Here is a 15,975-nt window from a genome sequence, read left to right as displayed (position 1 = left end):
CTATTCCTCTTTCTTTAAGTCCAAGCGCATAGCGACTTCGTTATTTTCTTCTATAAATCCTGTTTCCTGAAAACCCAAACTAGTCAACAGGTGCTTCATTTTTTCATTTCCAACCACATAATCTGCGATAATATGATTGCAAGTGCTATCCATCTGAGCCTCTTTGATTAGAACTTCCAAGGCTTTTCGACCATAACCTCTTCCTTGGTACTGCTGACCAATCATTATCCGCCAGATAAAGTATTCTGCTTCATCCTTGTCTATTTCCAGCAGGAGAAAGCCAACCACTTGCTTATCCCAATAGATTGCCCTCGGAAACACATCTTCATTTTCCCGGTAGAGCCATGCGTCAGCTAAAGAGCGTACATTTGGAGCCACAAAACGTGCTCGTTCATCAGCTTCAGATATTTTCAAATCCAGCACTGCCTGAAAACTGCTCTCATCTACTAATTTCAGCTCAATCATTTTTTCTCCTTTTGAATAAATAGGGTTTTGAGTTGATTAAAGACTAATCCAACTCATATAAAAGGTAGTTATCAAAATTTATCATTCCTTTGAGATAATCTCGGTCTGCTTTAGACAACTCAAATTCTGGAAAAGTCGCAATTAAACTGGACAAATAAAAATAATTCGGGTGCCTACGATAAGAAAAACCCGCTTGACCGAATCTCCCTTGACAGAAATCATAGGCAAGTTTTAATTCTTGACTTGTGACACCATCTAAAATTTTATCTAACTCTGAAAGCTGACTTTTATCAGTATTTTCTATCATAGCTTTCACTGTATTTACTAAAACAAAAAGAAAATCATTAGTATTATCCAGTAGGGTTGGTCTGTTAGATAACTTATTCTTTAACTCCATATAGTAGTGGTCAATATTCATTTCTTCCTCTCCACTCCCAAGCTATCCAGCACCTCCGGATACAACTTGTACTCGGCTTCATGAATCCGTTCTTCAAAACTGTCAATCGTATCATCAGCTAGCCGTGGTACACGCACTTGTTTGATGATCTTACCAGTGTCCACACCTGAATCCACCCAGTGAATGGTCACGCCGCTCTCTGCAACACCAGCATTCCAAGCGTCCTCAATCCCATGAGCTCCTGGAAATTCTGGCAGATAGGCTGGATGAATGTTGATAATTCGACCTTCATAGGCTGCCAATAAGGTTGACCCAACGATTTTCATGTAGCCTGCTAGGCAAATCAAGTCAATCTGGTGTTCTTCCAAGAGTTCGACAAGGGCTGCTTCGTAGTCTGCCTTGCTCTCAAACTCCTTGAGTTCAAAAGCATAGGACAGAACGCCGAGCTTGTCTGCACGCTCGAGCACATAGGCGTCACGATGGTCTGAAAAAACAAACTCCACTGGAAATTCTTCGGCAATCACCTGAAAATTTGAGCCATTACCAGAGGCAAAAACCGCTATTTTTTTCATTTGATGATGACACTTTCGTTTTCTTTCTTGACGATGCGACCAATTTCATAGACTGGTTCATCCAGCAATTCTTTGACACGACCTACATTTTCAGGGCTGACTGCTAGCATAAGTCCCACACCCATATTGAAGATTTCAAACATTTCTTCATGTTTGATTTTACCATATTTTTCAAGGGCTTTGAAAATAGGAAGCACTGGAACTTTGCTTTCATCAATCTCAGCAGCTAGGTCATCTGCAAACATACGAGGGACATTTTCGATAAAGCCACCACCAGTGATGTGGGCAATGCCGTTGACCAACTCTTCCTTGATGAGTGGCAAAACAGCCTTGACATAGATACGAGTCGGCTCAAGAAGAACTTCCTTGAGTTTCTTGCCTTCCAATTCTGGTAAGATTTCATCACCTGTGTAATCCGCAAAGACACGACGGACGAGGGAGTAACCATTGGAATGAATCCCACTTGAAGCAAGTCCGAGAAGAACATCTCCTTCTGCCACCTTTGAACCGTCGATGATTTGGCTTTTTTCAGCTACACCGACCGCAAAACCAGCCAAGTCATAGTCATCTTCGCCGTACATGCCCGGCATTTCAGCAGTTTCCCCACCGATGAGTGCAGCACCAGCCTGCACACAACCTTCTGCCACACCAGCAACCACTTGCTCTAGCTTAGCTGGTTCATTCTTGCCTGTCGCTACGTAGTCAAGGAAATAGAGGGGCTCCGCACCTGCAGCGATGATATCATTGACACACATGGCCACACAGTCCTGACCGATGGTATCGTGCTTGTCGTACTTGATAGCCAGCATGAGCTTGGTTCCAACACCGTCAGTACCCGAAATCAAGACTGGCTCTTTGATACCTGTTTTTGAAAGGTCAAACATGCCACCAAAGCCACCCAGAGCTCCCATGACACCTGCACGCTCCGTACGAGCCACGTGTTTTTTAATCCGTTCAACAACTTCATAACCCGCTTCAACATCCACACCCGATTGAGCGTAAGCATTTTTATTTGCCATTTTATTTTTCCTTTTCTTTGAGAAGATTGCAACGTATTTTTAGATAAACAATTATTTTATTTAAAAATACTAGTCAGGCCTCTAGCTTTAATCCTATAGGACAAAGCGTCTACTGACAAATGCTTTAGCTTTTAGTCAGTGGTGAGACGTGAAGCATAAGCATTATTATTTGTCATTTTTATATTCCTTTTCTTTAATGGAGGATCTATTGTCTATTTGTAAAAACTGGTCTTTTCTTCCAAACTTCTACGATAGTCTTCTTCATAGTCGTAGAGAGGTGTTGGGTAGTCACCGTCAAAGTAAGCGACACAGAGACCACCATTTGGCGCATCCGTTTCAATCCCAATTGAATCAATCAACCCCTCAATAGAAAGATAGGTCAGACTGTCCGCACCAATGATTTGGCGAGTTTCTTCAACCGTATGATTGGCCGCAATCAGTTCCTGACGAGTCTGGATATCAATTCCATAGAAGCATGGATAAGCTAGCGCTGGACTACCAATGGCAACGTGAACCTCAGTCGCACCCGCTTCTTTCAAAAGCTGGACGATACGACGAGAGGTCGTCCCACGTACAATAGAGTCATCAATCATAACCACACGCTTGCCTTTTACAACGCCTGAAACAGCAGACAGTTTCATCCGCACCCCTTGCTCCCGCAATTCTTGAGTCGGTTGGATAAAGGTACGTTGGGTGTATTGGTTCTTGATAAGTCCCATTTCATTTGGCAGACCAGATTCTTCCGCAAATCCCATAGCCGCGCTAAGGGAAGAATTGGGCACACCGACCACAATATCTGCTTCATGCTTGAATTCACGCGCCAATTGAGCACCCATACGTTTACGTGCCGTATGGACATTGACACCATGAATGTTAGAATCAGGGCGAGCAAAGTAGATATACTCCATAGAACAGATTGCCAGCTGGGTATCATCTGTATAGCTGTCATACTGAATGCCCTCGTCATCAATAATCACAATCTCACCTGGCTTCAAATCACGAATCCATTCTGCACCAATAACCTCAAAAGCACAAGTTTCAGAGGAAACAACCACCGCTCCGTTAGCCATTTTCCCGATAGAAAGAGGACGGAAGCCATTAGGATCAAGCGCAGCAATCAACTTATCCTCAAACAACAGGATATAAGCAAAGCCACCTTTGACAAGGCTGAGCGCCTCCTTGATTTTGCCCATCAGACTAGGATTGTGACTGCGACGAATGAGGTGGGCCAAGATTTCCGAGTCCGAAGTCGCGCTGAAAATCGCGCCTCTTTGTTCCAGTTCTTTCTTGAGAGAGGCTGCATTGGTCAGATTTCCATTATGAGCCAAACCAAACTGCATATCATGGAATCGAAAGAGGAAGGGTTGGATGTTATCAACAGAAGCTTCGCCAGCAGTCGCGTAACGCACATGCCCAATCGCACCAGTTCCTGTCAATTTATCCAAATTAGCAGGATTTCTGAAGACTTCTGATAAAAGTCCCATGTCACGATGGCGCTTCAATTGTCCCTGATCGTTGGAGAGGATTCCTGCCCCCTCCTGACCACGGTGCTGAAGACTATGGAGACCAAAATAGGTCAATTTAGCAGCATCTGGATGTCCCCAAATACCGAAAACACCACATTCTTCATTAAGAGATTTTACTTCGTATGTCATTTTTTATACCTAATTTTTATTTGTGTAGCACCAAGAGCTAAATCTACATGACTTTTACATTACTGATACTATCTATTAAAACATCTGCAAGTCTTATTTTCCAGTAAAGTATTTAACCGCTGACGCAAACAGGTGCTGGTCTTTATTTCCTGGGATATTTTGGAAAAGACCTTCCTCATAGCGTTCTGAGTGGCCCATCTTACCGATGATTTGGCCGTTCTTGCTGGTAATTCCTTCGATGGCATGGACAGAACCATTCGGATTGTACTTAGAGTCCATACTTGGTTTGCCGTCAAAGTCAACATATTGGCTAAAGATTTGACCATTGTCACGGAGCTCTGCAAATTCCTCAGCTGTCACGACAAACTTCCCTTCACCGTGCGAAACAGGAATGGCATGAATCTCACCAACTTCCACTCCAGCAAGCCATGGTGAGTTAGTATTGGCAATGCGAGTTTCCACCATCTTGGCCACGTGTTGGTTGGCATCATTGTAGAAGAGGGTTGGGCTAGTACTGCTGACCTCTTCGAAGTTCCCGTATGGAAGAAGACCTGATTTGACCAAGGCCTGGAATCCATTACAGATACCGATAATCAAGCCACCACGGGCAATAAAGCTATCAATAGCCACACGGACTTTTTCATTGAGCAGAATATTGACGATAAACTTGGCTGAACCATCTGGCTCGTCCGCAGCTGAGAAGCCACCTGCAAAGAAGAGGATATTAGCCTTGCCGATGTTGTCAACCATGGTTTCAACAGACTTGACAATGGCTTCTTCATTCAAGGTCACGAATGGCACCAAGTTGACCTCTGCACCTTCTTTTTCAAAGGCCTTAGCTGAGTCATACTCTGAGTTGGTTCCTGGGAAGACTGGGATATAAACTACCGGTTTTTCAAGCTTTTCTTTTGCTTTAATCATAACATCTGATGCTACAGCTGCTACTTCAGCTAGTTCTTTGGCTTGGGCAAATTCTGTTGGGTAAACTTCTTCCAGTTTTCCTTGGAAGGCACTGTCAAGTTTGTGTCCATCTAGCTTCACACCATTGACAGTTAGTGTAAAGTCTGCACTTGTTTGTCCAATCTTCTCCAATCCAACGATTTCTTCAGGAGATGTGAAGACAAAGCCGCCTAATTGAGCTGTCAAAGCTGTTTTAAGTTCAGGCAAGGTCACCTCTGCACCAATATAGTTTCCAAAGGTAGCAAGAGCCAAACTTTCAACTACACCACCGTATTTGACAGCTGATGCAGACGTCACTTTATGGTCAGCTTGGCTTGCTTCAAACTGAGCAAAATTTTTCTTAATCAAGTCAAAATCAATCTCTGCAGAGAGGGCTTGACCTGGGATGTAGTAGATATTTTCCCCAACATCTTTAAATTCTGGAGAGAGCACCTTACGGCTATCTGCCGTCGTCACCCCAAATGCAACCAAGGTTGGCGGAACGGTCAATTCTTCAAAGGTACCAGACATGGAGTCCTTCCCACCGATAGATGGCAAGCCAAGTTGAATCTGAGCTTCAATAGAGCCTAGAAGGGCGGCTACTGGCTGACCAAAACGCTCTGCTTGCTTGTCCATCCGCTCGAAATATTCTTGGTAAGAGAAACGAGCCTTAGACCAGTTGGCACCAGCAGCCACCAAACGAGCAGTTGCTTCGATAACCGCATAAGCAGCACCGTGGTATGGAGACCATTCAGCTACATATGGGTTGAAACCTTGAGCAATGACCGACGCAGTATGAGTCACACCGTGTTGAACTGGCAATTTCTGCACAGATGCCTCAGTTGGTGTGAGTTGGTAACGACCACCAAGTGGGTGATTAACCGTTGAGCGTCCAACAGAGCAGTCAAAGACAGTCTGTAATCCTTTTTGACTTGCATGGTTGAGGTCAGATAGAACCGTAAGAGTATCTGATTCCAGTGTGTCAGCGCTTGTTGTGCGTTCTTCTGGGAGTTTGACATCCTTATCTACAACCTTTGCATCAACGACCACGCGCACACCATTGGTATCAAGGAAACGGCGTTCCAAGTCGACAATGGTTTCACCATTCCAGTGCATGACAAGATTTGGTTTTTCCGTCACTGTCGCCACCACAACAGCGTCAATATTTTCTTTGTTACATTCAGCAACGAAGGCATCTACATCCTCAGGACGAACCACGACTGCCATCCGTTCTTGAGATTCAGAGATGGCAATTTCGGTACCATTCAATCCTTGGTATTTAAGAGGCACCTTATTAAGGTCGATTTCAAGACCGTCTGCCAATTCACCGATAGCTACACAGACACCACCAGCACCAAAGTCATTAGACTTCTTGATCAGACGAGTGACATCGCCATTACGGAACAGACGTTGAATCTTGCGTTCTTCGATGGCATTCCCTTTTTGAACCTCAGCACCAGCAGTCTCTACAGACTCAACCGTTTGAACTTTAGAAGAACCTGTCGCACCACCGACACCGTCACGTCCAGTCTTACCACCGAGGAGGATAATGACATCGCCCGCTTCCGGTTTTTCACGGACAACATTGCCCTTGGGAGCCGCACCAACAACGGCACCAAGTTCCATACGTTTAGCAACGAAACCTGGGTGGAAATATTCACGAACGTAGGTTGTTGCAAGCCCAATCTGGTTACCGTATGAAGAATAACCATGAGCCGCTGTTTTAGAAATGACTTGTTGTGGCAGTTTCCCAGCGCGAGTTTCTGAAATCGGTGCTGTAATATCACCAGCACCTGAGATCCGCATGGCTTGGTAAACATATGAGCGACCTGACAATGGGTCACGAATGGCTCCACCGATACAGGTAGCAGCCCCACCAAATGGCTCAATTTCCGTTGGGTGGTTGTGAGTTTCATTCTTGAACATTAGGAGCCATGGTTCTTTCACACCATCAACGTCCACTTCGATTTCTACTGAGCAAGCATTGATTTCATCTGACACTTCCATGTCGTCCAAACGTCCATTGGCACGCTCATAACGACCGAAAATAGTTGCCATATCCATCAAGGTTTGCGGTTTTTCCGTACGTCCCAACTCATCACGCATAGCGATATATTTGTCATAGGTTGACTGCAATTGCTTTTGGAATTTAGAAGCTGAGAAATCAATCTGTTTCAACTCTGTCTCAAAAGTCGTGTGACGGCAGTGGTCAGACCAGTAAGTATCCAAAACCTTGAGTTCTGTTTCCGTCGGCACGCGCCCGATTGACTTAAAGTAGTCTTGGATAAAGAGCAAATCATCCACTTCCATGGCCATCCCTTGCTCGGCCTTGTAGCGAGCAAAGTCTTCTGCCCTATAGCTTTCAAAGAAAGTCAATTTAGGAATGGTCTTGTCTGACTCAGAAAATTCCTGCTTGGCAATCCCTGTCGTGATGTCCTTGAAACGAGAATCAACTGGGTTGAGCAAGTAGTTCTTGACCGCTTCCAACTCAGTCGCATCAATATCCTTATTGACCAAATACAATTGTGCTGTATTGACCGTTACATCACTCGAACTTCCCAGCAAAAGCAAGGCTTCTTGCGAAGAAGCTGCACGCTGGTCAAACTGCCCTGGCAGGCTTTCAATGGCAAAGAAAGCATAATTAGCAAGATCCGCCTGCACAGATACTTCATCTAAAACATGGTCGGTCACCTGCTCAGAGAAGATGTGCTTCTCTGCAGGTGCAAACAAGTCCTCCGCCAAATCAAAGACATCATAGACTTGCACAATACGAATACTTTTCAAGCTTGAAAGTCCCAAGTTATGCTGGAGTTCTCTCACCAAACTCTCTGACTTGACCTGAAAATCAGCCTTTTTTTCAACAAAAATACGTTTATCCATCAATCCTTATTCCTTTATTTCAGCTCTTGCAATGTTCCCAACGACCTTGAGGTTGTTATTTCAATTCCTGCAACTTTTCCCAAACAATCTCATAAACGTCTGTTAGCTCTCCTAATCCCCTACGGAGTGAAAAGGTCTGGGGGACCTTTTCAGCCTGAGTCCTTTTAGTTGAGAGACGAAGGTTTTCCGTTGCAAACAGATTATTTCAAACCTTGCAACTTCTCCCAAACAACTTCATAAACGTCGGTTAGTTCTCCCAATCCTCTACGGAAAACATCCTTATCCATGTGGTTGCCATCCGCATCCCACAAGCGGCAGTTATCTGGTGAAAATTCATCTGATAAGATAATCTTGCCATCCTTGTCAAAACCGAACTCTAGCTTAAAGTCAATCAACTTAAGTCCAATCTCAGCAAACCAGACCTTCAAAAGTTCATTGATACGACGAGTTTCTTCCTTCAAGTAGGCGATTTGCTGGTCATCCGCAATCTGTAGGAATTTCACATGTTCGTCATTGATAAACGGGTCATCCAAATCATCATTTTTATAGTAAAATTCGACAATCGGAGTCTCAAATGCGATTCCTTCGTCTACACCAAAACGTTTTGAAAAGGAACCAGCCGTGTAGTTTCGGAGCACGACTTCCAAAGGAATAATCTTAACCTTTTTATTGAGTTGCTCCGTGTCTGAAAGCTTCTCCACAAAGTGAGTCGCTACACCAGCTGCATTTAACTTCTCAAAAATAAAAGATGAAATCTGATTATTCAAGACTCCCTTACCTGCAATCTGCTCCTTCTTGACACCATTGAAAGCAGTCGCCTGGTCCTTGTAAGTTGAAATAATAAGATTTTCATCCTCTGTTGTATAGATATCTTTAGCTTTTCCCGAATAGATCAATTGTTTTGACATTTTAAAGTTCGCCTTTCGTATTACTTGAGCACATTCTACCATAAAAAACCAAAAAATACAAGAATTTAACCGAATAAATAGCGTAGTGACGTCAAAAATCATAAAGAAAAAACTGCAAGAAACATCTTTCTCACAGTTTTAAAATCATTTAACTCTAAAAACACGAACATTACTCTTTGTTCAAAAATTGATCCAAATAATAACGCAGATAACTTTTCTTGCCCGTAATCATCTGCAGGCGACCTTCCACCCCATATCGAAGTTTTTCAGCCTGCTCCGAAGTTAGATTAGTCTCCGCCTCGATTTTAAAGAAATTCCCTTTCTCAGTCTTAGTAGCTGTCGCATCAATACTTGTAATAGTAGAATCTAGGAAAAATTGATTCTTGGCATCATGAGTCGTAGTATAGCGAACAGAATCACCGACCTTGATCCTTGCTACATCTTTCGAACTGAGATAAGCTGTAAGTTTGGCGTTCCCTTCTTTTTCCAAGGACGGATAGAGTTGGGCTAGTAAGGCACCTTCTGCTACCATGGTAGAATCACTGGTCTCAGGATTGAGATGAAGTACCCCATCCTCACTCGCCGTAATTTTCCCCTTGTCTAAAAGATTTCCCTGTACCTTCTTACCTGACTCTGCTTCCAAGATTTTCTGGTCTAGAAGGGTCAATTCCTGACCAACCTTTGCCAAGTGTTGGGATTTGAGAGACTCCAATTGACTGCTTAAACCAGACGCGTAGGCTTGCTGGGTACCTGAACCTGCATACTGAACACGGTAAGTAGCAAGACTAGATTCTAACTGAGAAAGTTGCGCTTCAACCTGCGCAACAGCCTGAGCTTTAGCTTGCGGATTTTCCTCACCCTGAGACTTGTAGGACTGGTAGAGAGAGTAGGCTAGATTCTGACTGGCCAAGGAAGCACCTGTTTCAATAGCTGACTTAGCTGTCTGGTAATCGCGAATTTTAGCCTCTGTTTGACTGATGAGGTTCCCGATTTCAGCTTGGGTTTGGCTAGCTGTTGCATTCTGGGACGCGATGGTCTCATTTTGTTGCGATGTACTAGCCCTAAGACTACCTGCTTGGCTGATGTAGTCGCGAAAGGTGGCTTGGTAGCCAAATTTATCCTCCTCTGGAAAGTGGTTCTCCCCTTCTTGCAGGCTCTTTTGCAGATACTCCAATTGCTTTTTTTGATCCTTGAGCATGTCCAACTGACTGGCATAGGACTCCGCTTGGACACCCTCTGCCCCTTCTTGATATTGAACCAACAGTTCTCCCTTTTTAACCAGCTTATTTTCTTCCAAATGATTGACAAGAATACGATTGTTGCTAGTTGACTGGATATTTGCAAGGATACGACTAGGCTCGACAGTAGCTCTAGTAGACAAACTCATCTCCTTCTCTGCAAATGTTGCAAATCCAAGTAAAAACACAAGCAGAAGGGACATGGGGACAATCACCCGACTGGAAAAATTATGGTAACGACGATTATAAAACTCCGCACTTTCTAAAAATTCTGGTTTCATCCTCTCCTCTTTCTAGCTATTGACCAAATGGGCGTAAAAGCCACCCTGTGCAAGCAAATCAGCATGCTTTCCTTCTTCAACAATCTTGCCCTGATCCAAGACAACAACCTTCTCTGTCCGCTCAGCAATGGTCAAGCGGTGAGCAATGAAAATCAAGGTCTTGTCTAAAGCCATGAGATTATCGACAATTCGCTTCTCAGTCAAGATATCCAGACTGCTAGTTGCCTCATCCAAAATCAAGACCGGCGCATCTGTCAAGAGAGCACGCGCCAGAGCAATTCTCTGACGTTGACCACCTGAGATCCCTGCCCCATCCGAAGTCAATTCTGTCTGGTAATTCAGTGGCATGCGCTCAATATCCTCCCGAATCTCTGCCAATTCGACCGCCCGTAAGATATCCTCTTGAGTCGTCCCCTCCTTGGCTCCCAAAAGAAGATTCTCCAAAATCGTTCCGTTAAAGACATAGGGCTGTTGAGGCAGATAGTTGATGTACTGGCGCAGAGCCTTTTTGTCAATCTGATTGAGATTGACACCACCCAGACTAATCTCTCCCTGACTTGGATCATAAAAATTAACCATCATCTTGGCCAAAGTCGTCTTACCTGACCCCGAAATCCCCACAAAAGCTACCTTAGAACCTTGTGGAATGGTCAAATTGATGTCCGATAAGACATCTCGACCATAGCCATACTTGTAATGAACCTGCTTGAAGGACATCTCTCCCTTCATCAAGCTCAAATCCTCGACCGTTTTCTTCTCCTCAAACTCAGAAGCTACCAGATAAACCTCATTCAGACGGTTATTGGCAACCTGCGCTGTCTGAAGCTTGGTTTGCAGATTGATGATGTTTTCCAAAGGATTGGTAAAGTAAACAAGCAAGGTATTATAGGTAATCAACTGCCCCAAACTCATCTTGCCATCCATGACCAGAACAGCTCCCATCCAGAGAATGCCGACATTGAGTAAGAGATGGGCAACTTTTTTCAGAGCCTTTTGCTGACTCTCTGCCCGACTATAGGTAAAGGATTTTTTCAGATAATCCACAAATTCCTTGTCAATCTTTTGGTAACGCTGACTCTCACTGGTCAAAGACTTGATAGTCTCAATACCGTTGATGTCCTCAATGATAGAAGAAGACAGAACCGCATTGGCTTCCATGGTATCACGATTCATCTTTTCAAAAGGCTTCATAAAGGCAAAGATAATCACTGTATAGACAGGAAGTGCCAATAAAGTCATGAAAAAGAGATTGGTATTTTGTGAAAATAAAACAAGAGAAATAATGACAACCGTTGACACATCTAGGAAAATCGAAAGGATTGTCGAAGCCAGTGCATCGATGATACTGTTAGCATCCGTGAAACGAGACACGATTTCCCCTGTCCTGCGTGTCGCAAAGAAGGACATGGGCAAGTGAAAAACATGCTTGATATAGGACAAAATCACATCAATCGACAAGCGTTGCCCCAAAACAAGTAAGAGATACTCCTGAGCGTAAGACAAAATCTGCTGGAGAATATAGACGATAACCAGCCCAATAGAAATAATCCCAAGCGTCGAACGCATCTGATCTGGCACATAGGTATCAATGATAGACTGCAGATAATAAGAACCCACAATGTTAATCAAGGTTACCAAGAGTGTTGCCAAAACGATATTGGCAATCAAGCCACGCTGCTTCACTAATATAGGGATAAAAGAGAGCAGACCATTCTTTTGATCCTTATGAGGCTTGTAGTCTGGACTAGGTGCCATAAAAAGAGTCACTCCTGTCCATTCTTCCGCAAAACGCTCACGTGGCAGTTTGGTCAATTTCACCCCAGGATCTGGATCGGCAATATGAATGCTATCCTTATCCTGCCCAGTCACCACATAGTAGTGGAGCAATTTTCCTTCCTTAAGCACATGGGCAACAAAAGGAAAAGTCAAATCTGGCAAGTCAAAAAGCGTCATATCCGCCTTAATTGCTCGCGTCTCAAAACCAATCTCCTCTGCCACCTTGACCAAGCCTAAAGCCGTCGTCCCATCCATGGTCGTCTTGGCCAATTCTCGCAAGTGAGCCAAAGAATAGTAACTACCATAGTAGCCAAAAACCATGGCTAATGAAGCTACACCGCAGTCCATCTGATCCACCTGCGGACGATAGTGACGTTTCCCAAATTTCATCTTCATCTCCTTTTTCCTAATACTCAATGAAAATCAAAGAGCAAACTAGGAAACTAGCCGCAGGCTGCTCAAAACACTGTTTTGAGGTTGTAGATAGGACTGACGAAGTCAGTCACATATATACGGCAAGGCGACGTTGACGTGGTTTGAATTTGATTTTCGAAGAGTATAAACTCATCTGATAACAACTATCTTACCCCAATCCTCAAACAAAAACTGGACTTCCTCCCCAAATGCGCCTATCTCCCTCCCAACTGCACTTTTTGGATAAAGAAAATAGGCAGAACAAACGTTCTACCTAGAAAATATAAGAATTCCAAGTTAATAAAACCGAAATGATTTCGTGTCATTATTAAGTAAAGAAAAGAAATTTTAGTATTTCTAAAAACTATTTATAATAGACACTATAGCATTAAATAAAAATGGTACAGAAAATACTACTGTCAATCTTAAATTTTTAAATCTCGCATAATTTGTTATCCCAATTAGTAATACTGTCAATATGCTGAAATAAGCAAACTTTATATCCGATGGATTAAATAAGTAACAAAGTAAAATGCTAAAACTTAAGGTTATATTTTTAGATAAAAGAATATCTCCAAAGTTCCTCTTATCCTTATCAAAAAATAATGTAATCAGAAAGAGAGAAAATCCATATTCAATAAGAGTTGCTATAAATGTGAAAACAACAGAAATCACTGTCAATATTGTTTCTATTTTAATTGTAAAAAGATTAGATAGTTCAGATAATTTATCAATTTGTTCATCTAAAATTCCCGACTTCATCAGTAAATCAATAAACAAATATAAAAGAAAAAGATAAATAATCAGATTCATTAATTTGTATAAACTATTATTTGTTTGAAATTTCATAAACCCGTCCTTCCTCTATTAAAATCCTTTGAGATTTGCTAATCAATTCTTGATTCAATAAATTATGAGATACATATATAATAGTAGAGCTTTCTTTCATGGAAATTAAACGTTTAGCAATCATATCAATACTTCTTGCATCCACTGTTGATAAGGTCTCATCAATAAAAATATAATCCCAATTTTTAGCAAAAATTAAGGATAAGCCTAATTTGAATTTTGTTCCAGTAGATGCTGTCATATAGTTATCTCCGATTTTATTATCAAAAAAAGTATTAATTTGTTCTTTATCCTCAAATGATAGATGGATTTGAAAAGAATCACACAACAACTGCAAATTTTCTTCTATAGTAAATGGAATAACCCCAAGCTGATTGGTATCAAGGTATAGTACATCTTTGGAGACACAATTCTTTAAACCACTATCAAAAGTCTCTAGCCCAGCTAAAAGTTGTAGAAGGGTGCTCTTTCCTGAACCATTCTCTCCTTCAACTCTGTAAATTCCCTTATCAATCTCTAGTGATATATTTTTCAGTATACATTTATCATAACTTTTAGATTCATTTTCAATTTTCATAATTTAATTCCCTCTATCAACGCTGCTAAAATTAATAAAATATAAGAAATGATATACCATTTTAAATTACTTTTTATATAAATAAGTATATTTTCAATTCCCCTATCCTTCAATAATCGGTATAAAAGATACTGACTCATACCTTGATACCAAATAAAATTCGGTATTTCAATAAGACCATGAGGTAATATTCCTTTTATTGTAGCTACTATTCCAATCATCTGACCAGATATACCCAATTGTATTCCTAAAGATAGCAAATCAAAAAGTTGCAATAAGGGCGAAATCGGAAAACAGAATAGATATAGCAAAAAATTTGTAGAATTTGCCTGTAAAACTGTCAATGTAAATTGTAATTCCAGTTTCGGAGGTATAGTAGCAAAAGTCTCACTTTTTAATATAAAGCTTAAAAGTAAACCTAGTGAAAAACAGACCGTACAAAATAACACATAGTAAATCAGAAAACCACTTTTTCTCATCTAATGCCCCCTACTAAAGTTACAAATAATATCAGAAAACAATATAAAACCAGAAAACTCCATCTCAATAAACTAACTGTACCTTTAATTAAAAATAGAGCTTTCTTATAATAGACATAGGCTATAAAATAATTGAATGGAATCAATAACAAATTCAACAAAATACTTTTTATATCATTACTATAACTTGTCACCGGAATCAAACATAACAACAATGAAAATTGTAAGAAAGAGATTAAATGCGTCAACATCATTAGTTGTGCATTCTTAAAAAAGAAATTCATTTTAGAATGATTAAGAGCAGATAATTGAAGTAAAGCTAGATCTACCCCAATTGAGGATTTATGATTCCCTATTATTGCCTCCATTAATGTGATATATATTGAGGTATAAAGAAACAATATTGGTATTTTTGTACCATCAATTGATAACATCGTCATCATATACCAAAATAGATAGGAAAGAAGAATACTAATCAAAATAAAAGAAAAAGTTAACCCTTTATTTAACCAACAAAAACGAAGCAATATAAATAGACTGCTACGAAATCTTTTTTGGCTCATTCGACTGCTTTTAAAATAGAAATTACTCGCGTGATTATCTAATATCCCCATAACTAAAATAAAATAATTGAGTAGTATGACATAAATTACAACTTGTCCTTGTTCTATAGACAATAGTCCTATAGATAAAAATAAGAACAATTTACTTATAATTGAAAACAAACTAGGTAGAATTAAAGAAATAATTTGAATAACTATCAAACAAAGAGTAATGTATAAATAAAAATATCCAATAATATCTAGAAAATACAAAATAAATAAATAAATGAATGATTGTAAAATTTGGAAAGAATAATATTTCTTGACAATGGCAAGAAGATAGAGAAAAATATAGTTTTTCCTTATATAGAAAGTATTTATTTTTTTACTTTGGATAGGCAGTTTCATATTATAACGATTCAAAGTAGCGTAATCTACTACCAAAAAAAGTAAAAATAATTTCCCTTGAAAAGGAAGATAGCTTTTAAAATAGATTGACAAACTTATGATAACAAAAAACAAAAGGGTTATCCCAATAAAATTAAGATAACCTAAAATACTTTCACATTCTTTTTTAGAAAGTATTTTCATCTAGTTCTACCATAGAGCTGCTTTAGCAGCACCCTTCTTTTTCAATATATAAAGAACTGTTGCTGCAATACCCGAACCAATAGAACCTACTCCTGTGATTGCACCTACAATTGAAATTACTGCTGTAACTGTACTATAAGCACTAATCAAATTGACTACAGTAGCAGCAGCTTTTGTCGAAATTCCTAATGTCCCAGCCAACATAGGAAAAGAAACAACACCTAAGCTTAACCAACTAATGACTGCTAACATTGCTGAAACAATGAGAAATTTATTATGAAATTCCATTCTTTTAGATTTCATTTTAGTGTACTCCTTTTGTATATTATGTATGTTTTATTGAGAGTTAATTCGCACATGTTGTATTCCTAACTCTCTTCAAATGTTCGTCTA

The 15,975-nt window shown here is 40.6% G+C and carries 14 protein-coding genes and 1 pseudogene; all 15 read right to left on the bottom strand.

Annotated elements, in window-relative coordinates:
* The 15 genes and pseudogenes from B4W83_RS08755 to B4W83_RS08680 all read right to left on the bottom strand — a co-directional run bounded on the left by B4W83_RS08755 (position 1) and on the right by B4W83_RS08680 (position 15,885).
* On the bottom strand, positions 1-465 hold the full coding sequence (locus tag B4W83_RS08755) for a GNAT family N-acetyltransferase (protein ID WP_000571266.1): 465 nt from the start codon (positions 463-465) through the stop codon (positions 1-3).
* Between the two features lie 43 nt (positions 466-508).
* On the bottom strand, positions 509-883 hold the full coding sequence (locus B4W83_RS08750; RefSeq protein ID WP_001017822.1) for a hypothetical protein: 375 nt from the start codon (positions 881-883) through the stop codon (positions 509-511).
* Positions 880-1,434, bottom strand: a complete 555-nt coding sequence (purN, locus tag B4W83_RS08745; protein ID WP_000717485.1) for a phosphoribosylglycinamide formyltransferase — start codon at positions 1,432-1,434, stop codon at positions 880-882. The genes B4W83_RS08750 and purN overlap by 4 nt, the downstream gene beginning before the upstream one ends.
* Positions 1,431-2,453, bottom strand: coding sequence for a phosphoribosylformylglycinamidine cyclo-ligase (gene purM / locus B4W83_RS08740; protein ID WP_001284576.1), 1,023 nt, complete (start codon positions 2,451-2,453; stop codon positions 1,431-1,433). Before purM ends, purN begins: the two co-directional genes overlap by 4 nt.
* Before the next feature lie 212 nt (positions 2,454-2,665).
* Positions 2,666-4,108, bottom strand: coding sequence for an amidophosphoribosyltransferase (purF, locus tag B4W83_RS08735; RefSeq protein ID WP_000220649.1), 1,443 nt, complete (start codon positions 4,106-4,108; stop codon positions 2,666-2,668).
* 93 nt (positions 4,109-4,201) lie between these two features.
* The gene (locus tag B4W83_RS08730; protein ID WP_000361189.1) at positions 4,202-7,927 is read right to left on the bottom strand and encodes a phosphoribosylformylglycinamidine synthase; all 3,726 of its coding nucleotides are present in this window, start codon (positions 7,925-7,927) and stop codon (positions 4,202-4,204) included.
* A 55-nt stretch (positions 7,928-7,982) separates the two neighbouring features.
* Positions 7,983-8,051 (bottom strand): annotated as a pseudogene (locus B4W83_RS13935) (phosphoribosylaminoimidazolesuccinocarboxamide synthase); the annotation flags it as partial.
* Between the two features lie 76 nt (positions 8,052-8,127).
* Positions 8,128-8,835 (bottom strand): phosphoribosylaminoimidazolesuccinocarboxamide synthase, encoded by a 708-nt coding sequence (gene purC, locus B4W83_RS08720; protein WP_000043297.1) that lies wholly within the window; start codon positions 8,833-8,835, stop codon positions 8,128-8,130.
* A 169-nt stretch (positions 8,836-9,004) separates the two neighbouring features.
* Positions 9,005-10,354, bottom strand: coding sequence for a competence pheromone export protein ComB (gene comB / locus B4W83_RS08715; protein ID WP_000801595.1), 1,350 nt, complete (start codon positions 10,352-10,354; stop codon positions 9,005-9,007).
* Positions 10,355-10,366: 12 nt separating this feature from the next.
* Entirely contained in the window at positions 10,367-12,520 is a 2,154-nt protein-coding gene (comA, locus tag B4W83_RS08710) for a peptide cleavage/export ABC transporter ComA (RefSeq protein WP_007284836.1), read from the bottom strand.
* A gap of 381 nt (positions 12,521-12,901) precedes the next feature.
* Positions 12,902-13,393 (bottom strand): hypothetical protein, encoded by a 492-nt coding sequence (locus B4W83_RS08700; protein WP_000671988.1) that lies wholly within the window; start codon positions 13,391-13,393, stop codon positions 12,902-12,904.
* Positions 13,374-13,970 (bottom strand): ATP-binding cassette domain-containing protein, encoded by a 597-nt coding sequence (locus B4W83_RS08695; RefSeq protein ID WP_000687786.1) that lies wholly within the window; start codon positions 13,968-13,970, stop codon positions 13,374-13,376. The genes B4W83_RS08700 and B4W83_RS08695 overlap by 20 nt, the downstream gene beginning before the upstream one ends.
* Positions 13,967-14,449, bottom strand: coding sequence for a stage II sporulation protein M (locus B4W83_RS08690; protein ID WP_001232096.1), 483 nt, complete (start codon positions 14,447-14,449; stop codon positions 13,967-13,969). Before B4W83_RS08690 ends, B4W83_RS08695 begins: the two co-directional genes overlap by 4 nt.
* A complete protein-coding gene (locus tag B4W83_RS08685) occupies positions 14,446-15,582 on the bottom strand; it encodes a hypothetical protein (protein WP_000698831.1) in 1,137 nt (378 codons plus the stop codon). The genes B4W83_RS08690 and B4W83_RS08685 overlap by 4 nt, the downstream gene beginning before the upstream one ends.
* Positions 15,583-15,588: 6 nt before the next feature.
* Entirely contained in the window at positions 15,589-15,885 is a 297-nt protein-coding gene (locus B4W83_RS08680) for an uberolysin/carnocyclin family circular bacteriocin (protein WP_000837726.1), read from the bottom strand.
* Positions 15,886-15,975 lie beyond the last annotated feature (90 nt).

The sequence above is a fragment of the Streptococcus pseudopneumoniae ATCC BAA-960 = CCUG 49455 genome, from assembly GCF_002087075.1.
GTDB classification, from domain to species: Bacteria; Bacillota; Bacilli; order Lactobacillales; family Streptococcaceae; genus Streptococcus; species Streptococcus pseudopneumoniae.
The sequence above is the reverse complement of the archived record's forward strand: the minus strand, read 5'-3'. Positions and strand labels throughout refer to the sequence as shown.